The following is a 24,997-nucleotide window of genomic DNA, read 5'->3' as shown; positions in this document are numbered from 1 at the left end:
GGCCCGTTCACAGCCGGGACGAGGTCGCATGCCTGGAACTAACGACGGGCCAGAGTGTTTAGCTGTAGCTTTGACGCGACGCTAACATGCCCTTCTGGCCGGGCAACCGGCGATCTTGAGAGACTTGCATCATGAATATTTCGTCCAGATTTCGTACGATCGTGGCAGCGGCTGTGGCAACGGCAGGAGTCGGCCTCGCCGGCTCCGCCCATGCCGACAGCGGTACGATCCGCTTTTACGTCTACAAGGCTGCCTTCTTCGTGGGTGGCTCTGGAGGCGAGGGTACGTTGACCTTCCATGGTCGGCGCTATCCCATCTCCGTCGGCGGCATCTCGGGCGGCCTCGCTTTCGGAGCTTCCAAGACCTATTTCCAAGGCAGAGTGCGCAATATTCAGCGCGTCCGGGACGCGACGGGGGTCTATGGCGCGGCAGGCGGCGGCGGTGCGATCGGCAAGGGTGCCCAGGTGATCGTCATGACCAACGGCAAGGGCGCCCGGCTTGAACTGTCGGGGAGACAGGTGGGCCTCCAGGTCAACGCCGATATCACCGGTCTCGCCATCACGGTGAAGTAAGAGCCGTTGTGTCGGCGGTCGGCCACGGCCGCTGGCACTGGAATATCAAACCATAGACAAGAGAACTGGCGGAAGGGGTGGGATTCGAACCCACGGTAGACTTGCGCCTACGACGGTTTTCAAGACCGTTGCCTTAAACCACTCGGCCACCCTTCCACATGTTCGCGCCGCTGCAATGAGGTCGCGTGCGAATATGCGCGGTCTAGCAGAGTAGGGGGCTTCGTCAAGGTCTTCTGCGCCGAGAAAGCCGCTTTGATCACTCACGTCGCCGGTGAGGGATGCGCAACCGGCGTGATCAGCCCCTGCGCCACCAGGGCTTTCAAACTGCCATCGACATCGTCGCCAGGGGCGTGTTCCAAGCCGAAAACGACCTGCAGCGATTGCGCGATCGAGGCGCTCGTGGCTTCGCCGTCGCACAGTTCGAACACCGCCGCGGCGGTCAGATTGAGATAGTGCACTTCCTCGCGTCGGGGATCGTAGACGACATAGCCGTCGGGCACCTCGTTGCAGGCCATGTCCGAAGCGCGGCGATAGGTCGTGACGGCTGTATTCATGGCAAGTCCCGGCGGTTGTTCGGCGGTACCCTATCCCAATTCCAGCGAAATCCGATAGACGGGCCTTTGCATCGTCCAGGGAAGAAACACGCTTGACTCACTTAAATTAATCAATTTAATTAAAGAAAGGCGGAATGAACCATAAGCATGAAAAGCCGCCTCTCGAACAACGAGATCCGAGGAGGAACTGTCCGATGGCTTCTGGCCATGATTTCATTGAGGCGGCCTTGATCGAACGCCGCCGCTTCCTGATCGGTTCGGCCCTTGCGGCCGGATCGCTGTTGCTGCCTGCCGGGGCGAGGCGTGCATTCGCGGCGTCCGACCTTCAGTTCGCCAGCTCGATCCGTTCGCTGTCGAATGCCTTTCATGTCGCCTGGGACAAGGGGTCGAAAGCCTATGCGGATACGGTGAGTGCGCCCTATGCGGCCCTGGTGACGGAAGGCAACAGCGAAAAGGGAATAGCCGACATCAAGGCCATGCTGGCCAAGGTCGGCAACAAGCTGGTGCTTGGTGTCGATCCCAACGATGTTCCCGATGCCAGGCCGATCGTGGAGGCCGTCGCCAAGGCTGGAGGCCATGTCGTAACAGTTTGGAATAAGCCGGACGACCTTCACCCCTGGGATTTCGGTGATAACTATGTCGCCCACATGTCGTTCAATGGCGTGCCGGCCGGTGAGCAGACAGCCAAGGCCCTGTTCGACAGTTTCGGCGGCGAGGGCGGCATCGTCGCTCTTGGCGGCATTGCCTCCAACGCGCCGGCCATTCAGCGCAAGCAGGGCCTGATGAATGCCATCAAGGCCAACGGCAAGGTGGAATTGCTCGATTTCCAGGATGCTGACTGGGACTCCACCAAGGCCAACAATGTGGTGGCCGCCTGGATCACGCGCTTTGGCGACAAGATCAAGGGCATATGGGCCGCCAATGACGGCATGGCGGTCGGCGCCCTTGAGGCGCTGCGCGCCGAAGGCCTTGCCGGCAAGGTTCTCGTCACCGGCATCGACGGCACCAAGGATGCGGTCACGGCAATCCGCAACAAGGAGATGGCCGCCACCGTCGACTGGAACCCCTATTGGATCGGCGGCATAGCTCTTTCCCTCGGCTATCATGCCGCCACCGGTGCGTTCTCTCCCTCCAAGGAGCCCAAGGACCATCGCGAATTCTACGGCACCGGCGTCCTGATCACGCAGGCCGATGTCGAGGCCTATTGGAAGACCAATATCGACGAAACCCCCAAGGTCGACTGGAACGACCTGTGGGGCAAGGTTACGGACCAGATCACTTATTGAGATCTCGCCCGTCGGCGATGCGCGACAGGCAAGGCAAAGTCCCTCCCAACTTTTCCTCGCTAGTGTTCGCGCATCGCCCCTCTTGCAGGGGCAGAGCGGAACTCTCGAACAGAGACAGTCGAAATGGCGATTTCCAGACAATCCCTTGCGCGTGCCGCGCCTGTCCTCGTCCTGCTCGGCCTATGCCTCGGCATCTCGCTGCTGGATGCGCAGTTTCTCACGCTCGGCAATCTCATTCGGGTGACCGCATCGGCGGCAGCGCCCCTGACGCTCGCCCTGGGTGTGACCTTCATCATCCTGATGGGATCGATTGACCTGTCCATCGAGGGATCGATGGCTGTGACGGCCGCGACCCTTTGCGCCTTCGTGGCCAATTCCACCGGCACCGGTTTCAATCTCGGCCTGTTGGCACTGCCCTTGGCGCTCGCGACAGCGGCAGCCTTCGGCTGCATCCTCGGGGTCATCCATGTGGTGATGAAGGTGCCGTCCTTCATGGTCAGCCTCGGCATGGGCTTCGTCGGCACGGGCCTGGCCACGGTCCTGCTCGGCGGCGAGAGGGTGCAGATCCTCGACCCATCGATCCGCGCCTTGGCGCTCTTCCGTCTGGGTGGCATTCCCCTGGCCGTCTATATCGCCGCCGTCATGCTGCTCATCGCCTGGTATGTGCAGGATCATACGCGTCTTGGCCGCCATATCATGGCTTTGGGAGGTGGCGAGGACCTTGCCAGAGCTTCCGGCGTCAATGCAGGACGGGTTCGCATCCTGGCCTTCACCTTGGCCGGCGTCTTCTTCGGTGTCGGGGCCGTCCTGGCCTGCGCGCGGCTCGGGGCCGGCAGCGCCTTGATCGGCAGCGGCCAACTTTTCACGGCGGTCAGTGCCGTCGTGGTGGGCGGAACCGCGCTGACCGGCGGCAAGGGTGGGGTATTCAATACGCTTATCGGCGTCTTGATCGTGATGGTGCTCAACAATGGCATGATCATCATCGGCCTGCCGACCTTCGTGCAGCAGGGTGTGCTCGGCGTGGTGATCATCGGGGCAGTGCTCTTGAATACGCCCCTGCGCGCGCTCTCCGTGGTGAAGTGAGGGCCGAAGCCATGCTCGAACTTATCGGCATCACCAAGCGCTTCGGCAAGGTCGAGGCCCTCAAGAATGTCTCGATCACCGTGAAGGCCGGCGAGGTCGTCGGCCTGGTCGGCGAGAACGGGGCCGGCAAATCGACGCTGATGAAGGTGCTCAACGGCATCAACCAACCCGATGCGGGCGAGATCCGCATTCACGACAAGGTGACGGCGATCGCCGGCCCGAAGGATGCTGCTGCCCGGGGCATCGGCATGGTGTTCCAGGAGCAGTCCCTGATCACCAATTTATCAGTGGCGGAGAACATCTTCCTGGGCAACGAAACCCCGTTCGTCCGTTTCGGCCGCATCGACTGGCGACGCATGGCCGCAGCCGCCACACGCCAACTCGCCAAGGTCGGCCTGGACGTCGATCCCCTGACCGTCACCTCGGAACTCAGCTTCGTGCAGCGCCAGATGGTTGAGCTCGCCAAGGTGCTGACCTTGGAGGAGGCGGTTGAGGGAAGCCTGTGCATCCTGCTCGACGAGCCGACTTCCGTGCTGGAACAGGCGGAGATCGACATCCTTTTCAATGTCATCCGCAAGTTGAAGCAGCGGGCCGGCATCATCTTCGTCTCGCATCGGCTCGACGAGGTCATCGACATTTCCGACCGGATCTATGTTCTCAAGGACGGCGTCACCGTCAGCCAGATGACCAAGGACGAGGCGAGCCCGGAACGCATTCACCACCTCATGGTCGGGCGCGCTGCCACGGGCTCCTACTACAAGGAGGAAGGACGGGCGCCGTTCCAGACGGAAATAGCCCTGCAGGCCAGGGGCCTGGCGCGTGCGCGGGCCTATGCCGACATTGATCTCGACCTTCATGTCGGGGAGGTCCTCGCTCTGGTCGGCACCGAGGGGGCCGGCAGCGAGGCCCTGATCCGCAGCCTGTTCGGACTGGAGAAGATTCATCTCGGCAGTGCCCATTATCGCGGACGCAATCTGCGTTTCGTCTCCCCCAGCCAGGCGGTGTCCCTGGGGCTCGGCTATGTCCCGCGCGAGCGCAAGTTCGAGGGGATCGTCGAGGAAATGTCGGTCGAGGAGAACATCAGCCTCGCTCATCTCAGGGGCATGAGCCGCTTCGGTATCTTGAAATTCGGCGAGATCGGCCGCGCAACGCGCAGCCTCATCGACCGCATGCGGATCAAGACGCCGAGCGGCGATACGCTTTGCGCCAATTTGTCGGGAGGCAATCAGCAGAAGGTCGTGCTGGCGAAATGGTACAATGCCGGTGCTCGCATCTTCCTGCTCGACCATCCCACACGCGGCCTCGATGTGGGCGCCAAGGAGGATGTGTACGGCCTGATCCGGGAGCTTTGCGCCAATGGCTGTTCGGTCATCCTGATCGGCGACACCCTGGAGGAGGCGCTCGGGCTCGCTCATACCATCATCGTGATGAAGGACGGGCGCCGGACGGCACACTTCGACACGATGGCGGTTCCGCCGCCTGAACCGCTCGACCTCATCCGGCACATGGTGTGAAGCATGATACGCCTGCGTTTCCTCGCGCCCTATCTGCCCTGGATCGCCCTGATCCTCGCCATCCTCGTCGTGGGTGCGTTCGACGCACGCTTTCTCGATCCCATGACGCTGATCGGCCTGATGGCGGACAATGCCACCCTGTTCGTGATGGCTCTCGGCATGACCTTCGTGATCTATGTCGGATCGGTCGATCTGTCGATGCAATCGGTGGCCGCCATCGCTTCCATCGTGCTCGCTCTGCTGCTGCCGGGACACGGCCTGATCGCCATTCCGGCCGCCATCCTCATCGGGGGGGTGTTCGGCCTGCTCTCGGGGTTCGTGCATGGCAAGCTGCGCATTCCCAGCTTCGTCGCCACCCTCGCCACTGGAGGTATAGCGGCGACGACGGCTCTTTGGATTTCGGGCCAGCGGGCGATCGGCATCCCCGGCGAAATCCGCGGCGACGCCCTGAGCTGGATCATTGGCTCCACGCTCGGCCTGCCCAACGAAATCTGGGTCAGTCTCGTTATCTTTGTCCTGGCCTTTGTGCTGGAGCAGGCAACGCCCTTCGGAAAGAGGATGAAGGCCGTCGGCTGCAGCGAACCCGCCGCAACCGTCTCCGGCATCCGTGTCTTCAGGATCAAATTGGCCGTCTTTGCCCTGGCTGGCGCCTTTGCCGCCATGTCCGGCGTCATGCTCGCGGCTCGTCTGTCAAGCGGAACACCCACCATCGCCAACGAATTCCTGCTCCCCGCCATTGCCGCGGTCGTGCTGGGCGGCACCTCGCTGACCGGCGGTAATGGCGGGGTTCTGCGAACGCTGGCGGGAACCATGCTGATCGCCGTGTTTCGCACGGGCATGACCTTCGTCGGGGTCAATGCTCTCGCGCAACAGATCGTCTTCGGCACGATCCTGATCCTGGCCGTCTGCCTCAACAGCGGTCATGCGCCCAAGGGCGTGATGAAATAGCCACCACTACATAGGAAAAACGATGCTCGAGAAATTTCGTCTGGACGGCAAGACCGCACTTATCACTGGGGGCAATCGCGGCATTGGGCTCGCCATCGCACACGCCTTGGGTGAGGCCGGAGCAAAGCTCCTGATTTCAGGGCGAAGCAAGGTCGAGGAGGCCGAGCAGGGTCTGGCCGATGCCGGCTATGATGTTGCCTTTGTCCAGGCCGACATTCGCGACCCGGCCGCGCCGCAGCGCCTCGTCGATGCGGCTCTCACACGCTGGGGCCAGCTCGACATTCTCGTCAACAATGCCGGCGTTGCCAGCCATGGCGATACCCCCGATTTCGACGAGGAGCGCTGGCGCCAGGTGATGGACACCAATGTCGATGCCGTCTTTCGCGGCTGCCGCGCGGCTCTCGTACCGATGCGCAAGCAAGGCAGCGGCGCGATCGTGAATGTAGGCTCGATTTCCGGGTTCATTTCCAATGTGCCGCAGAACCAGGTTGCCTATAACGCCTCCAAGGCTGCGGTTCACATGATGACGAAGAGCCTGGCCAGCGAGTTCGCCGCCGAGAACATCCGCATCAACGCGGTTGCGCCCGGCTATATCGATACCAACATGTCACGCGGCGGCATCGAAAACCCCGACTGGTTCCCGATCTGGCGCGATATGACCCCGATGGCCAGGGTTGGGACGCCCGACGAAGTTGCCGCTTGCGTGCTGTTCCTGTGCGCGCCGGCTTCGAGCTATGTCACCGGTGAGGTTCTGGTCGTGGACGGCGGCTATCTGACCCGCTGACCCAGCTCGTCTTCTCGGCTATGGAAAGGACTGGACCATCGAGGCGACATCCAGAGCAAAGCGCGCTTGAATGCAAACGCCTCTTTGCTCTAGTTCATTGTTTCCAAGCCAATCCAATGGATTGGCTTGAGTGTCTTTGCGATTCTGGGCAATTCCGCCGAGTCGGAAAGCGCTTTAGGGTCTAAACAAGGCATGTCTCGTTGGGCAGGGCTGAAGTCCTGTCGGCATTGGTCGCGTCATGAATAAGTCCAACCGGGAAAGACCGGTCCCATCGTCCGCCGGGCGACGCAGGCCGCGAGGCTACAATGCCTCGCGGGTCGGCGACCTCAATCGGGGCCTGGTCATTGAGGGCATTCGGCAATCGCCCGGGATCGGGCGCACGCATCTTGCCACTGAGACGGGCCTGACGCCTTCGGCCATCACGCAGATCGTCGCTGCGCTGATGGAAGAGGGGCTGGTGGCGGAGGTCGCGGCCACACCGGCGGCGGATCGTGCCGGGCGTCCACGCCTGGGTCAGCCTATCCGTGGATTGCGCCTCATCTCGGGTTACGCCGCCACGATCGGCCTGCACTTCGATCACGAGTTTGCCCGGGCCGTGCTCGTCGATGTTGCCGGCAACATCATCGCGCATGAGAAAGAGCAGTTGCGCATCGAGGAACCCGAACCGTCCACGCATCTGCTCGCTACGCTGTTCTCCCGCCTCGATGCCCATCCGATGCGCCCCAAAAAGCTGCTTGGCGTCGGCGTCTCGGTCATGGGGCCGGTCGATCACGACAGGGGGGCCGTTGGGCAATCGAGCCAATACCCCGCCTGGCGCAACTATCCCTTCGAAAAGGCATTGTCTGACCTGATCGGACACGATGTCTTCATCGCGATCAACGGGGCGGCGGCCGGCCTGGGGGAATATTGGTTCGGCGGCGGCCATCATCTGCCCAGCTATATCTATGCCTTTGTCGGCTATGGCCTGGGCGGCGCCCTGATCTTCAACCGGCGGGCCGTACGCGGCTCCTACGGCAATGCCGGCGAGATCGGCCACATCCATACCTATCCGAACGGCGAGATCTGCTATTGCGGTGCCCGCGGTTGCCTGGAAACCGTGGTGTCGTTGCGCGGGCTGGCGCGTTTCCTGGGCAAGCCCAATGTCGAGTGCCTGGATTTTTCCGCACCGGGCTTTTGCGACGATCCCGATCTCGGCCGCTGGGTCGAGCAGGCGGGCACCGATCTCGGCCGCGCCTTGACCAGCGTGTCCAATATCACCGACATCTCCAGTATCCTGATAAGCGGCCTGCTGCCTGAACCCGTGCTGGGACGCCTCTTCGAGCGCACGCGCCGCACAGTCGCCGCCTATCAGATGAATGCGCGGCCCAAACCCATCGTGTTGGAGCGGGCGCAGGCACCGAGCGACCTTGTCGCTGCCCTCGGTGCTGCTGCCATGCCACTTTACGGCAATCTGTTCTGACGCTTCCGGCGCCGGGCTCACCATTCTAGTTCTGCATGGCCTCCTGCTGGGCCTGGATCACGGTGGTCTTGGCCAGCGCTCGCTCCTGGGTGCGGGCCAGGGCCTCTTCGCTGAAGATGCGGAAGCCGAGATCCGGGCGGTAGCCATGGATCTCGTGCACGTCGAGGGCCGACATGAACTGGAGGATCTCCATGCTGATGACCTGGCCGGGCACCAGGATTGGGAAACCGGGCGGGTAGGGGATCACGAACAAAGCCGAGACGAGCTCGCGTCCCGCCTGGATCGCCCGGGAGGCCTCCATCATGTTCACATACTCGCAATTGCTGTCGTCATAGGACAGGAAGAAGGCGCTGCGGATGTCGCCATTGCGGGTCTGCGTGTTGCTGGCGAGATTGTCGCCGCGGAAAGCCCGGTGGAAGCTGGAGAAATCCGGCAAGGGTGGATGTTCGAGCGTCAAGGATCGCACCTTCTTGGCGTGGATGCGCCGCTCGATACTGCTCATGTCCGCGGCGCTGCGGTCGAGATCGCGCGCGATCTTGACCAGTACCTCGATCAGATAGGCCACCGCCGAGCGCGTCGAGCCGATATTGGTCATGAACAGGACCGTGTTGCGCGAGGTCTTGTTGATCTGGATGCCGTATTTGTCCATCAACTCCTTGTTCTTGAAGGTGTCGCCGTCGAGGCCGGTGGCGCCGATCGCCAGTGTCGCCCGGGTCGGATCGAGCGCGAACTCGTCGGTGCGCCAGGCCAGCTCGAAATTGTTCCAGCCCGTCTCCTCGTTGAAATAGCTCTCGACGCCGGATTCCCGGTGCTGCAGCGGCACGAGGTCGCCGACCGCCAGGAAGCGGAAATAGCGCTTGAGCAGAGGATGCGCCTGCACCTGGTCGCGCAGGTTCATCGCCAGTTCGAGCTGGCGCTGCACCAGTTCATAGCCCTCGAGCTCCACCTGTCGCCGGCCGACATCGAGCGAGGCGAGGATCTGGTAGTTCGGCGAAGTAGAGGTATGGGTCATATAGGCTTCGTGGAAGGCCTCCTCCGCCTTGTCCCGGAAATCCTGGTCCCAGACATGGATCATCGAGCCCTGGCGCAGGGCCGTCAGGGTCTTGTGGGTCGAGTGGGTAGCGTAGGTGCGTATGCGCACCTTGTCGGGATCGGGGATCAGCTGCCGTTCGAGCAACGCTTCCTCGTCATCCCAATTGACGCTGGCAGCGAACTCCTCGTAGCGCTTGGCATAGGCCGGATCCTTGAACATCTCGGTAAGGCGCGCCGCCGTGGCCATGGCGGTGCGCGGGCGATAGACCGGATGGCAGCGCGCGAAGGCAAACCAGGCCTCGTCCCACAAGAAGACCAGATCCGGCTTGATCGCCAGGCATTCCAGCATCACGCGTTCGACATCGTAGACGATGCCGTCGAAGGTGCAGTTGGTCAAAAGCACCATGCGCACCCGGTCCAGCGTACCGGCGCGCTTGAAGCTCAGCAGCGTTTCCTTGATGTGGCGGATCGGCACGGCGCCATACATCGAATATTGGTCGAGCGGATATGAGTTGAGATAGGCGACCTGTGCCCCCGCCAGCACCAGGCCGTAATGGTGCGATTTGTGGCAGTTGCGATCGACCAGCACGATATCGTCGGGCCGCACCAGGGCTTGCACCACGATCTTGTTGCAGGTCGAGGTGCCGTTGGTGGCGAAATAGGTACGGCGGGCGCCGAAGGCCCGCGCGGCATGTTCCTGGGCAATCTTGAGGGGACCGACCGGATCGAGCAGGGAATCGAGGCCACCCGAGGTCGCCGACGTCTCGGCCATGAACAGGTTCATGCCGTAGAATTGCAAGAGGTCCCCGATCCAGCTCGAATTGAGGATCGCCTTGCCACGGGCAAGGGGCAAGGCGTGGAACACGCCGGTCGGCTGCTTGGCATAGTCGCGCAGCGCGTCAAAGAAGGGGGTGTGGTAGCGCTCGCCGACGCCCTGCATGATGGCGCCGTAGAGTTCGACATGATCCTCTTCGCCGAAGAAGATGCGCTTGAACACTTCGCCGGCGGTCGCCGCGATGTCCTCCACCTTCATGTCCGTGACCAGATAGAGGTCGAGCTCCGGGCGCAATCGAGCGATCTGGCGGCCAAGCAAGGGGCCGCGCTCGAATTCGGGTATGGTTTCGATGCCGTCCTGAACACCGTCGAGGAAGCGGCGCAGCATATCGTCGCTGTAGATCGAACGAAAAGGAAAGCCGTGGCGGATCACCACCGCCTGCAGGTTGAAGTTCACCAGCGTGGCGATCAGGGCGTCTTCGAAACTGGGCACGATGACGATGTCGAAGATGAACTCATCCTCGGCATGGCGCTTGCGCTGAACGCGCCGGCGTAGCGCCGCCTCTTCGCTGGCCGACATTTCGTCGACGATGAGCACTTCGAAATAGGGGCGCGACAACTGTGCCTGACGTTCGCTTTCGGTCTCGATCTGCGAGGGCAGTTCGCCATCGCCTTCGAGCGAGCTTGCCTCATGCCGATAGGTCCGGGCTACCAGCACGCGATGGATGCGGCGTGCCGTTTGATGCGCACGCGCCAACTCGCCCCGTTCAATCCAGTTGCACAGATCGGCGAAGACCCGGCCCCCCGGAAAGGCCCAATAGCTTTCGATCGGGGAGAGGGCGGCAATCAGCTCGCTGATATGGGTCAGGCGGGACTGGCGTTCGGGATGGTCGGGAGGGAGGGCTACCAGTCGGCTCAGATCGTCGACGAGGCCGATCCAGCTTTCAGAGCGCATTTCCCAGACGCTACGATGACGGCTTAGCGCGTTCTTGCTTTTGTCGAACGAGGCCCCGGCATTCATATGTTCCTCCAACGCATTATCGTTATACTTTGTGATTTCTTCCGCGAGAGGTGGTAGCGGACATCGTAGGTTGGTTTTTGAGAGATATGCTTTGGACTTCGCCCAAGCACATCCCTTCATCAACCGCCGCGCCCGTCACGCATCGTCGAAGATACTGATCGGCTCAATTTCGATTCTGACGGCCAATCCTCCCCGGATCTCTTGATACTGGCAGGTAGCTTACAGTCACCGGGATGTCGCACAAGCGGATTTCAGTGCGGAGCCGAGCTATTTCGCCAGAGATGATGGGTTATTCATTCATCTTCCGCACAGGCAGGTACCATAGGACGGCGGGATAAAGGCCGGCACCCGACCATGCGGTAAAAGGAAGGAAAACGGGTATCTCCATGCCAGCGACGATTGCCCGAACTGCCGGCAGAACTCTCTTCGGAGAGAATGCGCGCGCCTATGCTGCTTTCAGGCCTAACTATCCCGATCGCATCTTTGAGATCCTCGAGACCCGTTGCAGGGTGGGTGAGGGCAAGAGCGTGTTCGAGATTGGGCCAGGAACCGGTCTGGCGACCGTTCCATTGCTCGCCATGGGCTGCCGAGTGACGGCTGTCGAGCCGGATGCGAGGCTGGCAGCGTTTCTCGTCGATAGCCAGAACGCGCATGCAGACAGGCTGAACGTGCGGACTGTTACGTTCGAAGAGGCTATTATGCCGGCCGCCTCCTTCGATCTTGGCATTGCCGCAACCTCCCTCCACTGGATCGAGCCCGGCCAGGCCCTGGCTAAAGCATTCCACCTTCTGCGTCCCGGCGGGCATTGGGCGATGTGGTGGAACATCTTCGGAGACCCGGATGAAGCCGACGCGTTCCATCAACGCACGCACGCGCTGTTCGAGCGATTGCAGAAAAGTCCCTCGCATGGCGACGGGCCGAAAGGGCATTTCGGCCTCGACAGGAAGCACCGTATTGCCGAGCTCGAACAAGCGGGTTTTGAGTCCATCATTGCCGAGGAGGTGCGCTGGCGGCCCGTTTTGGACAAGCAGCAAATCCTTGGGCTGACAGCCACCTTTTCTCCCGTCGCCCGACTGCCGAAAATTGAACGCCAGGCGTTCCTCGACCGCACCGGAGCCATTGTCGACGAGGAGTTCGGGGGCAGGGTTATGCGGCATTTCATGACGGCCATCTACACCGCGAGGCGACCTTGAAAGGCGCTTCACCTGTTGCCGTATGATCGTTGCGGCAGGCCGCCTATCCGGTGTCTTGACAGATTGCTGCAGGAGTTCCTCGATGAATACGATCGTTCCTTTTTCAGCCGTGTTGTTCGATGCTTACGGCACATTGCTCGACCTTGGCTTCATCACCGAGAAGGCAGAACAGGCCTTTCCTGGCCGCGGCGCCGAGCTCTCCGCGCTCTGGCGGGACAAGCAACTCAACTACACATGGCTGCGCACGATCAGCGGAAACTATGCGGATTTCGCGACGGTGACGGCTGATGCACTGGACTATTCCATCGAGCGGCTTGGCCTGACCGCGCCCCGGCAAAAGCGGGACGACCTGCTGGCCGCCTACTGGTCCTTGCCGAGTTTTCCGGAAGTACCTGCCGCGCTGCTGGATCTGCGGAACAAAGAGGTGCGGCTCGGCATCCTCTCGAACGGCACGCCGGCCATGCTGGAGGCTGCATTGCAATCATCTGGGCTCTCCGGCCTCTTCGACGATGTCCTCAGTGTCGACGCCGCCGGCTGCTACAAGACCGCGAGGGCGGCCTATCAGCTGGGGCCTGACCGGCTCGGCATGCCGCCCGGGCGCATTCTGTTCGTCTCGTCGAATAGCTGGGATATCAGCGGCGCAACCTGGTTCGGCTATCACACCTACTGGGTGAACCGCGGCAAGCATCCTCCTGAAAGGTTGGGCACTTCTCCTCACGCCAGCGGTGAGACCCTGAAGGATCTCGCCACCCTGTTCGCCTAACCGGAGCTTGGCGCCTGCACGGTCGCTTGCCCCGGCCGCTGCGGCTTGACACTCCAGCGGCGGTGAAGGCGCGACAGCATGAGATAGATCACCGGCGTGGTGTAGAGCGTGAGGATCTGGCTCACAATCAAGCCTCCCACGATGGTGACGCCGAGCGGGCGCCGCAATTCCGTGCCGGGGCCGGTCGCCAGGATCAGGGGCAGCGCTCCCAAGATAGCGGCGAGCGTGGTCATCAGGATCGGCCGGAACCGCACCAGGCATGCCTCGAAGATGGCCTCACTGGAGCTCAGATTGCGCTCACGCTCGGCTTCCAAGGCGAAATCCACCAGCATGATGCCATTCTTCTTGACGATACCGATCAGCAGGATGATGCCGATGAAGGCGACGATAGTCAGTTCCATATTGGCGAAATGGAGGGCGAGCAGGCCGCCCAGTCCCGCCGAAGGCAGGGTCGAGAGAATCGTGAGCGGGTGCGCCAGGCTTTCATAGAGAACACCGAGCACGATGTAGACGGCCAGCAAGGCCGCCAGGATCAGCAGAGGCTGGCTAGAACCGGATTGAGCCGCCTGCTTGGCGTCGCCGGCAAATTCCCCCCTGATATCGGCGGGAAGGTGCATGCCGGCCACCGCGGCCTCGATGGCATCCGAGGCGTCCTGGATCTTGGTGCCCGGCGCGAGATTGTAGGAGAGGGTAATGGCGGGATATTGCCCCTGATGATTGACCTGCTGTGGCGCGAGCCCTCGTTCCACATAAGCAACCGCCGAGAGCGGCACCAGGCCCGACCTGCCGGGCACGTAGAGGCCTGTCATGTCGCTGGGATCGCGGCTCTGCTCAGGGGATGCGGCGAGCACCACGCGATATTGATTGCGCTGGGTGTAGATCGTGGAGATCTGCCGTTGCGAAAAAGCATTGTTGAGGGCGCTATCGATCGACGTAATGGCCACCCCGAGACGCGCAGCCGCCTCGCGATCGATGACAAGTTTGGCCTGCAAGCCGTTGCGCTGCCTGTCGGAATTGACATCGGTCAATCCCGGTACGGTCTTCAGCCTCTCCATCACCCTCGGCGCCCATTCGACCAGGAGGTCGGAGTCGCCAGACCATAGCGTATACTGGTATTGCGACTGGGACTGGCGCCCGCCCGCGGAAACATCCTGCGGCGAGAACATGAACACGTTGAGCCCGGCAACCGTACGCACGCTCTTGCGCAATTGCGCGATGACATCCTCGGTGGGAGGACGCTGGTCCGGGGGAAGCAAGGAAATGCTGAGCTGACCGGAATTGGTGCCGCCGAAAGGGCTTGAGCCGATGGAGGAACCGACCCCGGTGACATAGGGGTTGCGTTGAATGATCGCCGCGACCTGACGTTGCCAGACCACCACGGCGTCGTAGGATGCATCCGAAGAAGCTTGAGAAAAACCTTGAATGAAGCCGCCATCATCCTGAGGCACCAGCGATTTCGGCAAGACATAGTAGAGCCAGCCGGTGCCGAAAACCGTGGCGAAGATAACCAGCAGCGTCAGGAAGCCGTGATTGAGCACGCCGCGCAGGCTGGCACCATAGAGGTTCACGACCCGCCGCAGAGTTCCCTCGACCAGGCGATCGAATAGCCCTTGTCGCATACCAACACTCTCATGGCCACGATGGGCCAGGATCATCGGTGTCAGGGTGAGGGAGATCACGGTCGAGGCGATCACCGCAAAAGCCAGCGTCATCGCGAATTCGAACAGGAACTTGCCGGTAATCCCTCCAGCAAAGAGCAAGGGGATGAAGACGGCCAGGAGCGACAGGCTGATCGACACCACGGTGAAGCCGATCTGCCGGGCACCCTCAATCGCGGCCTGCAGGGGCGGCAGGCCGGCCTCACGCTTGGCATACACGTTTTCGACCATGACGATGGCGTCGTCGACGACGAAACCGACCGAGACGACCAGCGCCATCAGGGAGAGATTGTCGATGGAAAAATCGGCAAGCCACATCGCCCCGAAGGTGGCAGCCAGCGAAAGCGGCACGGTGACACCGGCCGCCAGGACCGGCGTCGAGCGGCGAAGAAATACGAAGACGACCAGCACGACCAGGATGACGGACGCCATCAACGTCCATTGCATGTCGTCGACGCTGGCGCGGATCGTGGTGGTACGGTCGGTGAGGATGTCGATGTCGATTCCGGCCGGAATGCGCGCCTTCAGAACCGGCAATAATGCCTTGATAGCATTGACGGTTTCGATGACGTTGCCATTGGCTTCCTTGGTGATGTTGAGAAGGATGGCCGGTTTGCCGTTATAGCTCGCGCTGGAATTGAGGTTGCGCACGCCGCGCTCCACGGTGGCGATATCGCCCAGGCGTACCGCGGTGCCATTGCCCGAACGGATGATGATGGATGCATAATCCTCCGGCGCCGACATCTGGCCGCCGGTGTCGAGCGCCATGACGATGTCGGGGCCGTCCAGGGAGCCGAGCGGACTGATGGCGTTGGCCGCCACGATCGCCTGGCGCACCGCTTCCATCGACAGGCCCATGGCCGCAATGCGATCGGGATTGAGCGTGACCCGGATGGCCGGCTGATCCGCGCCGCTGACGGCGACTTCGCCGACACCCTCGACCTGCGAAATACGCTGCACGATCACGCTGTCGGCGGCATCGAACATGTCGCTGGCGCCAACCGTATCGGAGGTCATCGCCAGGATCAGGATCGGACGGGCATTCGGGTTGAACTTGCGGAAGGAGGGCGCGGTGGACAGATCCGACGGCAGGTCGGATGCCGCGGCATTGATGGCGGCCTGCACGTCCTGTGCCGCGCTGTCGACGTCGCGGGCGATGTCGAACTGGATGATGATGAGGGTCGAGCCCAGGGACGAGCGCGACGTGATTTCGGTCACGCCGGCAATCGACCCGAGCTTACGTTCGAGCGGCGCCGCGACGCTGGCAGCCATCGTCGACGGATCGGCGCCGGGACGGCTGGCTGTTACCACGATGGTCGGCAGATCGATGGCGGGCAGGCTAGAGACCGGCAATTGGCGATAGGCGGCGAGTCCCACCAGCAACAGGCCCATCGCCAGGAGGATGGTGCCGATCGGCCTGCGGATGAAGGGCTCCGAGATGTTCATGCCTGCGGTATCGCCTGCGGCTTGCGGGCAAAGCGTTCGCGCAGCCGCTCGAAGCCGAGATAGATCACGGGGGTGGTGTAGAGCGTCAGCAACTGGCTCAGCAGCAGGCCGCCGATGATGGTGATGCCGAGCGGTATCCGCAGTTCAGATCCCATGCCGTGGCCGAGCGCCAGCGGCAGGGCCCCAAACAATGCCGCCAGCGTGGTCATCATGATAGGCCGGAAGCGCAGGGCCGAAGCGGTGACGATGGCTTCATGCGGATCCATGCCCCGTTCGCGCTGCGCCTCGATGGCAAAGTCGATCATCATGATGGCGTTCTTCTTGACGATACCCATCAAGAGCACGATGCCGATCAGCGCGATGAGGGACAGTTCATGGCCGGTATATTCGAGCGCAAGCAAGGCGCCGACGCCAGCCGATGGCAGGGTCGAGAGGATCGTCACCGGATGGATGGCGCTCTCATAGAGCACGCCCAGCACGATATAGATGGTGATCACGGCCGCCAGGATCAGCCAGGGCTGGTTGGCGAGTGAGGAAGAAAACTCCGCGGCGTCGCCGGTGAAACGGGTGGAGATCGACGCCGGCATGCCGATCGCGGCCTGCGCCTGGCGGATCGCGGCAACGGCATCGCTGAGCGAGGCTCCGTGGGCGACATCGAAACTGATGGTTGCCGAGGGGAATTGATCGTCGTGCTCGACCACCAGCGGCGCCGTCTCGTGACGGATGCTGGTGAAGGCGCTCAGGGGCACCTGATTGTCGGCGGCGCCCGATGCGGTCGGTATGTTGGTCGCCGTACCGCTGGCGCCGACTGTCCCCGCCGTGGGATTGGTGGTGGTGGCAAGCCCGGAGGTGCTGGCTGAGCTGGGAACATAGATCCGGCTGAGCACGCTGGGTCCCACCTGATCGTCGGGCGCCGCCTCCAGGATGACGCGATATTGATTGGCCTGGGCGTAGATAGTGGCGACCTGGCGTTGGCCGAAAGCATTGTTCAGGGCGTTGGAGATGTCCTGCATGGACACACCGAGGCGGGATGCAGTGTCGCGGTCGACATCCACGAAGAGCCTGGCACCGCCATTCTGCACTTCCGAGGTGACGTCGCGCATCACGCCGGAGCGCTCGAGTTCGGCGGCCAACTGGTCGGCCCAGCGGTCGACGTCGTTCGCATCGGTGCCGGTCAGCGTATATTGGTAGGGCGCGCGGCCGGCTCGCGCGGTGATGCGGATGTCCTGCACGCTCTGATAGGTCACGCGCAGGCCCGGCAGCCGGTTGGTCTCGGCCTGTAGGCGCTGAATGATATCGGTGGCGCCTGCCTTGCGCTCGTTGCGCGGCTTGAGCACCAGAGAGAGCGAGCCGGTATTGGAGGTGAGATTGCTCCCCGAGACGCCGATGCTGGCCACGGCGGAGAGGATATCGGGGTCCTTGCGGGCAATGTCGGCAATGGTGGCCTGCGCCTTCTTCATGGCATCGAAGGAGGCCGTCGGCTCGGCCTGGATCACGGCCGTGATCAGCCCGGTATCCTGCTGGGGCAGGAAGCCCTTGGGCATGGCGATGTAAAGCCAGACCGTGGTCGCCAGCGTGCCAAGCGTGAGGAGCAACATCAAAAAGCCGTGGCGCAAGGTCCATACCAAGCTAGCCCGATAACCGCGGATGACGGCATCGAAGCCGCGATCGACCCAGTCCAGCAGCCCTTTGCGCTCACTATGGCCTGATTTGAGCAGGCGCGCGCACATCATTGGCGTCAGTGTCAGCGAGATCACGGCCGAAACGACCACGGCGATGGTCAGGGTCAGGGCGAATTCGCGGAACATGCGCCCGACGATGCCGGTCATGAACAGGAGCGGAATGAACACCGCGATCAGCGATACCGTCAGCGAAATGATGGTGAAGCCGATTTCCTTGGCACCCTTGAGCGCGGCATCGAACGGATTCTCGCCATCCTCGATATGGCGCACGATGTTCTCGATCATCACGATGGCGTCGTCGACCACGAAGCCGGCGCCGATGGTGAGCGCCATCAGCGAGAGATTGTCGAGGCTGAAGCCGCAGAACCACATGACGCCAAAAGCCGCGATCAACGAGAGCGGCAGGGCGACGCCCGCGATGATGGTCGCGCGTAAGGTTCTGAGGAAGACGAAGACGACTAGAATCACCAGGCCGACGCTGAGAGCCAGGGTCATCTCCACTTCGTCGATCGAGGCCTTGATGGTTTGCGTGCGATCGTTGACGACTTCGAGCGAGATGTCGGCCGGCAGGCTGCGGCGGAGCTCCGGCAACGCCGCCAGCACGCTGTTGACCGTGGCGATCACATTGGCGCCCGGCTGGCGCATGATGTCGATCACCACGGCCGGCTGGCCGTTGTAATAGGCACCCACCCGTGCGTTTTCCAGGCCCTCGACCACATCGGCGATGTCCTTGAGTCGCACGGGAGCGCTGTTGCGGTAGGCGATCACCACGTCGGCGAAAGCATCGGCCGCGCTGATCTGGTCATTGGCCGCGATTGTGTAGGACTGGGCCGCGCCGTTGAGGGAGCCCTTGGCGCCGGCAACCGTCGAGGTGGTGATGGCGAGCCTTATATCCTCCAGGCCCAGACCATAAGCCGCGGCCCGGGCAAGATTGACCTGCACCCTTAGGGCCGGGCGCACGCCACCTTGCACGTCGACATGGCCGACGCCGCTGACCTCGGCGAAGCGCTGAGCCAGCAGGGTATCGGCCATGTCGGACAGGTTTCGGATGGTCTGCGTCTTCGAACGCAGCGCCAGGGTCAGGATCGGCGTGTCGGCCGGGTTCACCTTGGCATAGCTCGGCGGGTAGGGCAGGCCTGAGGGCAAGGTGGAAGCTGAGGCGTTGATGGCCGCCTGCACGTCCTGAGCGGCACCGTCGATGTCGCGATCCAGATTGAACTGCAGCGTGATCTGGCTGATGCCGAAAGCCGACGACGAAACCATGGTCGCAATCGACGGGATCTGGCCGAGATTGCGCTCCAGGGGGGCCGTCACCAGTTTCGCCATGGTTTCCGGTTCGGCCCCCGGCAACTGGGTGGTGATCTGGATGGTCGGGAAATCGACCTGGGGCAGGGGGGCGATCGGCAAGGCAAAATAGCCGAGCAGACCGCCCAGCAGCACGGCGATGCCGAGCAGTGAGGTGGCGATCGGCCGGAGAATGAAGGGGGCGGAGACCCCGTTCATGGCGCTGGTGCTGGCGCAGGCGTAGCGCCGCCACCCTGTTGGCGACGATGCCCTTTGCGTTGAGGCTGGCCGTCTCCTCCCTCCGCCTTGCCGCCGCTCTCGGGCTGCGCGGCGGGCGCCGGCGCCTCCAGGCCCTCCTCGTCGACTTCGGCCGGAACGGCCCCCGACTTGGAAACCTCGACCTTGGCACCGTCGCTCAGCCTTGCAAAGCCAGTGGTGATGATCTTCTCGCCGTTTTTCAGGCCGCTATCGACGACAACCTGCTCATCGCCTTGCTGGCTGACGGTGACCGGGCGCATCTTGGCGGTACCGTCATCGCCAAGCACATAGACGAAAGTACCGTTGGGCCCGCGCTGGATCGCCGCGGTGGGCGCAACGACGACACCTGCCAGTGTTCTCACCTTGAGCTTGGCATTCACGAAGGCCCCGGGCCACAGACCCAGCGAGGCGTTGGGAAAGATCGCCTTGAGCTGAATCGTGCCGGTGCTGGCATCCACCTCGTTGTTGATGACTTCGAGCTTGCCGGTATCGATCACGATTTTGTTGTCGCCGCGAACGGCCTCGACCTGCAATGGTTCCTTGCCACCGGCCGGCGCGATCTCGGCCAAGGCCTGTTGCGGCACCGAGAACAGGACCGCGATGGGCTTGATCTGCGTCAGCGTGACGAGGCCCGTGCTGCCGGAAGCCTGGACGACATTGCCCACATCCACGTTGCGGATGCCGGCGCGTCCGTCGATCGGCGCCGTAATGATGGTGTAAGCCAGGGTCGCCTGTGCGCTAGCGATGGCCGCATCGTCCGATTTGAGTTGGGCCTCGTATTGCGCCACGGTGGAGCGCTGCGTATCGGCCGTCTGCCGGGTTACCGAATTGCTGGCGACCAGGCCCATATAGCGCTGGAGGTCGCGCTTGGCATTGTCGAGCAGGGCCTGATCCTGGGCTTTCTTGGCAATGGCCTGGTCCAGCGTGGCCTTGTAGGTCGAATCGTCGATACGGGCGATTACGTCGCCCTTCTTGACGTCCTGGCCCTCCCGAAACGGCATTTCGACGATCTGCCCGCCCACCTGCGGGGTGATCGTCACGGTATTGTACGCCTTCACGGTACCGACACCGTAGAGATAAACAGGCACGTCGGCTGTCTTGGCTTCAGCGATCAGCACGGGCAGGGGGCCGCTATCGAAACTGCCGCGGCGGCCGCGCCGGCCGCCGGCCGCCCTTGCTGGCGCGGGCTTGCTCTGGTCGGCTGTCTCGGCCGGCGGCAGATAGGCCTGCAACCATGGCGGAGCTGAGGCGCGCCAGCGATCACGCGTCAGATAGGCCGCCCCGGCTCCTGCAGCCAGCAGAACGGCCAATGTCACGAGGCTGCGCGAAAGTCTGGGCATTTCAACTCACTCGAATCGGGAACGGGCGCGAGTCGGGTTTCGCATCGCCCATAACAGTTTCTAGTTTTGCGGCGTTTGCGCGGCGGACGTCGTCCAGCCGCCGCCCAACGCCTGATGCAGGCTGATCAACGCCTGCAGACGCAGCAGCTTGACCTGTATCAGCGTGTCCTGGGCGTTGAAGAGAGTTTGCTCAGTTTGCAGCACGGTCACCAGATCGACGGTGCCCTCGCGCAATTGCTGCTCCGAGATGGTGTAGGCCTTGCGCGAACTCACCACCACGGCCTGCTGTAACACCTCCTGGCGGGCATATTGGCGCACGGCAGCCAAGGCGTTCTCGACGTCGACGAAGGCCTGCACCACGGTCTTGCGATAGGCAGCCACTTGGGCGCTCTGCACGCCATTGGCCCGCTCGACATTGCCGCGCAAGGTACCGCCGTCGAAGATCGGCTGCGTCAGGCCCGCAGCGATCGAATAGAAACCCGCTGCGGGATCGAACAGGCTCTTGAGTGCGGCGCTCTGCACGCCGCCTTGCCCGGTCAGGGAGATCGAGGGGAATTGGGCAGCCCTCGCAGACAGCGCATCCTGGTGGGAAGCAATCAGAGTGGCTTGGGCGGCGGCGATGTCGGGCCGGCGAGTCAACAATTGCGAGGGGAGCCCTGCCGCGACGGTCGGTACGCGCAAACGTCCCAGCCCGCCGCCCTTGATACTCACCAGGGCAGGGGGACTGCCGACCAGCAGGGCAACAGCGGCCTTGTTTTGCGCGACCGACAGTTCCAGCGGCGGGATGCTGGCGCGTTGCTGGTCGAGCAGGCTCTGCTGCTGGGCGACCTGAAGAGATGTCGCCGTCCCGGCCTTGAGCTGATTGTTGATCAGCGTCATGATTCGTGTGGCACTGGCGACGTTATCGCGCGCAATGCGCAGCCTGTCCTGGGCGCCGAGGATGGCGAAATAGGCATCCGCCACATTGGCGATCGCCGTCAGTTCGACCGTGTCGCGATCGAAGCGGCTTGCAGCCTCGCTGGACCTGGCACTCGCCAGCGCCTGGCTGTTCTTGCCCCAGAAATCGATCTCGTAGCTGGCGCTCGCCGACAGGCCATAGGTGGCCCGCCCACGCCCGACCCGTCCCGTCGACGAGGCGGCGCGGGCGCGCTGGGCCGAGATGTCGCCATCGATCTGCGGAAACAGCGGGGCCCTGGCAATGGTGATGCCCGCCTGTGCCTGCTCGATATTGGCAATCGCGGTCGCGATATCGAGATTGCCCATCTGCGCCTGCTGGACCAGCGCCGTCAGTTCGGGGGATCCGAAGCTACGCCACCAATCCGTGCGCACCGGCTCTGCCGGCTTCGCCTTCGAGGCCTGGTCGTAAGCGCTCGGCACCGCAATCGCGAGATTGAGCGGGCGAACATCGGCGCAACCGGCCAGGATCGTCGCAAACGCGGTCAACATACCGACTGCCGTTGCTGAAGTACGCATCTGACGAAGAGAAAGCTTCACGATGGGGCCTTCAAAAAAGGGCATTCCTGCGAACCTAAGCAGTTCCTTGCGATCGAGCCATGGGCACGGTCACAAGGAAATTGCAAGATATCAGGCATTTGCAGGTTCTCTCGTCCAAGCCTATTCGCCGGCTTGGACGAGAGAACCTGCCTGAGGCAAGAATCGCCAACATGCCAAGCACATAGCCAAGTTAACGGCATTGTGCGAGCGGTCCGGAAGCACTTGTCTGCTGGTGAGCGTCATTCCTCGATTCCTTTCCGCGATCCTGCCTGCCCCAAACTGGCCCGGCGACTATGGCAGGACCGTGTTTGCGGGGGTCGTTCTGCTCTGTAAAGTTGTGTGAAGTGAACTTTTTTGCCGGCAATCGAACAACGCTCGGCTGCACTGGTTAATCTCCCTTTTCTTACTGATTTTGCTCAGGAAATATTAACCCTTCCGCGGCCGGCGCGACCAGTGGGCGGGTGTCCTGGTGCCGCAGGAGCCTGTTGCGGGGCTTTCAATTTGTCGGATCTTGCGCTATCGGCTGTTTACGGTTTGGAAACCTTGCCGCAATTCAGGCGCAATGTCAGGGCGTCTTTATGGCGGAAATCCGGGGAAATCCACCACCGGACACGAAGTGCAGAACGGCTTCGTGCTTCGAAATGAAACAGCAGGATGCGCTCGTACTGCGCCCCGCCATGTCGTGTTGGACACGCCATGGCCGCACGCAGACCACGACGCCTCTTCGCTCCATAAGAAGGATTCTGAGATGGCGGAAAACCTCTCGGCTGTTCCAAATCGCGTCGAGTTGCGTATTTCCGACACTTCATCTCCTTCCCGGGTATCGGGAGCCGTCGTCAAGGCGGCCGTCGCTCTCGCTGGCTGTGCCGCTTTGGCGAGTTGCGCCGCACCCAATCAAGCCTATGCTCCCAAACCCGCAACCACCCAGGTTGCGGCCGCCACCAGCACGACAGTCGTGCCGCCAGCAGGTACGCGTGTGGTTACCCCGCCTGTGCGCAGCAAGAACGGCACTGAAAAGCCCTATGCGATCGGCGGCAAGCGCTATGTGCCCGCGGGCCATGATTCCAAATACACCGCCGTCGGCCTGGCATCCTGGTACGGGCCGGGCTTCAATGGCCGCAAGACGGCTGTGGGCGAGCGTTTCGACATGACGGGTCTTTCGGCCGCGCACAAGACCATGCCGCTGCCGAGCTATGCGCGCGTCACCAATCTGAGCAACGGCACCTCGATCGTCGTTCGCGTGAACGATCGCGGCCCCTATGTGCATGGCCGCCTGATCGACCTGTCGAGCCGTGCCGCCGACCTGCTGCAATTCAAGGGCGCCGGTGTCGGGCGGGTGAAGGTCGAATATGTCGGCCGCGCTCCAGAATCCGGCTCTGACAACAAGATGCTGATGGCGACCTTGCGGACCGATGGCACACCGGCGCCGCTGCCGACTGGCGTTTCGAACACCATGGTTGCCGACGCGGCGCCGCCGACGCGTCCGACCACGACACCGATCTTGCCCGTCGCAGCCGTGACGCAGGTCGCTTCGGCGACCGAAGTCAAGCCTTCCAGGCTCGCGGCCCCCGAGATCAAGCCGGTAGTGGTGCCGCCGATGATCACCCAGGCCGAGCCGATGGATCCGCCCGTCGCCACGACAGAGGTGGCTGGCCTCAGCAATATGGCGTTCACGCCGTTGCCGCCTTCCCGTCCGCGCAGCTCGGATGGTGTTCTGGGCAAGGTGCCGACTGGTTCGATCGGACAGGTCAATCTGGCGAAGGCCAAGGCTCCCGACGCATCGGTGGAGCCGGCCATGGCCGTACAACCGACGGCACAAGCCTTTGCCGCGACACCGGCCCGCGCACCTGCGGTTCTGGTGCCGACCTCGCCGGTCACGGCTTCGATGGCGGGCCAATAGGTCGGATTGCCAATCAGGCAGAAAATCAAAAAGCTCGCACATCCCTTTGTGCGAGCTTTATTTCTGTGCAGATGAGGCGATTTCCGTCGGCGTAGAGCGAGGCGGTTTAATCGCCCGTTGCCAAAGGCAGATCCGGCCGGGCGCCCCATTCGGCCCAGGATCCGTCATAGATACCCTCGACCGGCTTGCCGACCGTATCGAAGGCCAGAGCTAGAATGGCAGCCGATACGCCCGAACCACAAGTCGTCACCACCGGTTTTCGGGTATCGATGCCGGCAGCGTTCATCGCGGCCCTGATCGTCTCCGGCGAGGCCAGGCGGCCGTTCTCGACAATGGCTGCATAGGGCAGATTACGTGCGCCCGGCATATGTCCCGGGCGCACGCTCGGCCGAGGCTCCGGCGCCTCGCCGCGGAAGCGCTCAGCCGGCCGGGCATCGATGATTTCTGCACTGCCATCCATCAGGGCGGCCTGGACCTGGCCGACGCTCTTCACCTGGTCACCGTCGAAACGCGCCGTGAAGCGAGCCGGCACTGGGTGCGGTGCCCCGCCCTCGACAGGGCGGTTCTCGGCCTGCCAAAGCGGGAAGCCGCCGTCGAGGATGGAAACTTTGGCCGCTCCGAAGATCCGGAAGGTCCACCAGACGCGCGGGGCCGAGAACAAGCCGGCACCGTCATAGACGACGATATGCTTGTTCTCGGTGAGGCCGAGCGCACCGACAGCCTCTGAGAAAACTTCGGGGCTCGGCAGCATATGAGGCAACCCGCTGCTGGCATCGACGATCTTGTCGATGTCGAAAAAGACAGCGCCAGGAATATGGGCAGCCAGATATTCGGCGTGACCGTCGCGATTGATCGCCGGCAGATGCCACGACCCATCGACGACAGCCAGATTCTCGTCGCCAAGGTGAGCGGCCAGCCAGGCGGTGGAAACCAGATGAGGAGAGGAGGTCAT

Annotated in this window: 17 protein-coding genes and 1 tRNA gene; 10 read left to right on the top strand and 8 right to left on the bottom strand. The window is 62.6% G+C overall.

Annotation, left to right across the window (positions count from 1 at the left end):
- Nucleotides 1–131: 131 nt before the first annotated feature.
- Nucleotides 132–572 carry a lipid-binding SYLF domain-containing protein gene (locus ACN6KF_RS08750; protein WP_434956476.1) on the top strand — a complete coding sequence of 147 codons (441 nt, stop codon included), beginning with the start codon at nt 132–134 and terminating at the stop codon, nt 570–572.
- A 66-nt stretch (nt 573–638) separates the two neighbouring features.
- Here ACN6KF_RS08750 and ACN6KF_RS08745 read toward each other — a convergent pair.
- Together ACN6KF_RS08745 and ACN6KF_RS08740 are read right to left on the bottom strand one after the other, a co-directional pair.
- A tRNA-Ser gene (locus tag ACN6KF_RS08745) sits at nt 639–728 on the bottom strand.
- Nucleotides 729–832: 104 nt separating this feature from the next.
- Nucleotides 833–1,126 carry a PqqD family protein gene (locus ACN6KF_RS08740; protein WP_434956475.1) on the bottom strand — a complete coding sequence of 98 codons (294 nt, stop codon included), beginning with the start codon at nt 1,124–1,126 and terminating at the stop codon, nt 833–835.
- Between the two features lie 194 nt (nt 1,127–1,320).
- On the opposite strand from ACN6KF_RS08740, the gene ACN6KF_RS08735 reads away from it, so the two are divergent.
- The 6 genes from ACN6KF_RS08735 to ACN6KF_RS08710 all read left to right on the top strand — a co-directional run bounded on the left by ACN6KF_RS08735 (nt 1,321) and on the right by ACN6KF_RS08710 (nt 8,200).
- Nucleotides 1,321–2,412, top strand: a complete 1,092-nt coding sequence (locus ACN6KF_RS08735; RefSeq protein ID WP_434956474.1) for a sugar ABC transporter substrate-binding protein — start codon at nt 1,321–1,323, stop codon at nt 2,410–2,412.
- A gap of 123 nt (nt 2,413–2,535) precedes the next feature.
- Complete coding sequence (locus tag ACN6KF_RS08730; RefSeq protein ID WP_434956473.1) at nt 2,536–3,495, top strand: ABC transporter permease; 960 nt, start codon at nt 2,536–2,538, stop codon at nt 3,493–3,495.
- 11 nt (nt 3,496–3,506) lie between these two features.
- A complete protein-coding gene (locus tag ACN6KF_RS08725) occupies nt 3,507–5,009 on the top strand; it encodes a sugar ABC transporter ATP-binding protein (protein WP_434956472.1) in 1,503 nt (500 codons plus the stop codon).
- Between the two features lie 3 nt (nt 5,010–5,012).
- Nucleotides 5,013–5,957 carry an ABC transporter permease gene (locus ACN6KF_RS08720; RefSeq protein WP_434956471.1) on the top strand — a complete coding sequence of 315 codons (945 nt, stop codon included), beginning with the start codon at nt 5,013–5,015 and terminating at the stop codon, nt 5,955–5,957.
- A gap of 22 nt (nt 5,958–5,979) precedes the next feature.
- Nucleotides 5,980–6,741, top strand: a complete 762-nt coding sequence (locus ACN6KF_RS08715; RefSeq protein ID WP_434956470.1) for an SDR family NAD(P)-dependent oxidoreductase — start codon at nt 5,980–5,982, stop codon at nt 6,739–6,741.
- Nucleotides 6,742–6,979: 238 nt separating this feature from the next.
- On the top strand, nt 6,980–8,200 hold the full coding sequence (locus ACN6KF_RS08710) for an ROK family transcriptional regulator (protein WP_434956469.1): 1,221 nt from the start codon (nt 6,980–6,982) through the stop codon (nt 8,198–8,200).
- Between the two features lie 25 nt (nt 8,201–8,225).
- Here ACN6KF_RS08710 and ACN6KF_RS08705 read toward each other — a convergent pair whose 3' ends face one another.
- Nucleotides 8,226–11,027, bottom strand: a complete 2,802-nt coding sequence (locus tag ACN6KF_RS08705; protein WP_434956468.1) for an aminotransferase class I/II-fold pyridoxal phosphate-dependent enzyme — start codon at nt 11,025–11,027, stop codon at nt 8,226–8,228.
- Between the two features lie 386 nt (nt 11,028–11,413).
- Here ACN6KF_RS08705 and ACN6KF_RS08700 point away from each other — a divergent pair, with 386 nt between their 5' ends.
- Complete coding sequence (locus ACN6KF_RS08700; RefSeq protein WP_434956467.1) at nt 11,414–12,220, top strand: class I SAM-dependent methyltransferase; 807 nt, start codon at nt 11,414–11,416, stop codon at nt 12,218–12,220.
- Between the two features lie 82 nt (nt 12,221–12,302).
- Complete coding sequence (locus ACN6KF_RS08695) at nt 12,303–12,983, top strand: haloacid dehalogenase type II (RefSeq protein WP_434956466.1); 681 nt, start codon at nt 12,303–12,305, stop codon at nt 12,981–12,983.
- Here the strand turns inward: ACN6KF_RS08695 and ACN6KF_RS08690 are convergent.
- Genes ACN6KF_RS08690 through ACN6KF_RS08675 form a run of 4 tightly spaced genes read right to left on the bottom strand, consistent with a single transcriptional unit; the run spans nt 12,980 to nt 22,097 of the window.
- Entirely contained in the window at nt 12,980–16,087 is a 3,108-nt protein-coding gene (locus ACN6KF_RS08690) for an efflux RND transporter permease subunit (RefSeq protein ID WP_434956465.1), read from the bottom strand. The two genes, ACN6KF_RS08695 and ACN6KF_RS08690, sit on opposite strands and share 4 nt — an antisense overlap.
- Nucleotides 16,084–19,272 (bottom strand): efflux RND transporter permease subunit, encoded by a 3,189-nt coding sequence (locus tag ACN6KF_RS08685; RefSeq protein ID WP_434956464.1) that lies wholly within the window; start codon nt 19,270–19,272, stop codon nt 16,084–16,086. The genes ACN6KF_RS08690 and ACN6KF_RS08685 overlap by 4 nt, the downstream gene beginning before the upstream one ends.
- Nucleotides 19,269–20,651 carry an efflux RND transporter periplasmic adaptor subunit gene (locus tag ACN6KF_RS08680; protein WP_434956463.1) on the bottom strand — a complete coding sequence of 461 codons (1,383 nt, stop codon included), beginning with the start codon at nt 20,649–20,651 and terminating at the stop codon, nt 19,269–19,271. The genes ACN6KF_RS08685 and ACN6KF_RS08680 overlap by 4 nt, the downstream gene beginning before the upstream one ends.
- A 60-nt stretch (nt 20,652–20,711) precedes the next feature.
- On the bottom strand, nt 20,712–22,097 hold the full coding sequence (locus ACN6KF_RS08675; RefSeq protein WP_434956462.1) for an efflux transporter outer membrane subunit: 1,386 nt from the start codon (nt 22,095–22,097) through the stop codon (nt 20,712–20,714).
- Between the two features lie 796 nt (nt 22,098–22,893).
- On the opposite strand from ACN6KF_RS08675, the gene ACN6KF_RS08670 reads away from it, so the two are divergent.
- The gene (locus ACN6KF_RS08670) at nt 22,894–24,045 is read left to right on the top strand and encodes a septal ring lytic transglycosylase RlpA family protein (RefSeq protein ID WP_434956461.1); all 1,152 of its coding nucleotides are present in this window, start codon (nt 22,894–22,896) and stop codon (nt 24,043–24,045) included.
- Nucleotides 24,046–24,151: 106 nt separating this feature from the next.
- Here ACN6KF_RS08670 and sseA read toward each other — a convergent pair whose 3' ends face one another.
- A complete protein-coding gene (gene sseA / locus ACN6KF_RS08665) occupies nt 24,152–24,997 on the bottom strand; it encodes a 3-mercaptopyruvate sulfurtransferase (RefSeq protein WP_434956460.1) in 846 nt (281 codons plus the stop codon).

Origin of the sequence: Labrys methylaminiphilus subsp. lupini (genome assembly GCF_051161885.1) — a bacterium.
GTDB lineage: Bacteria > Pseudomonadota > Alphaproteobacteria > Rhizobiales > Labraceae > Labrys.
This window is presented reverse-complemented; position numbering and strand designations above follow the sequence as displayed.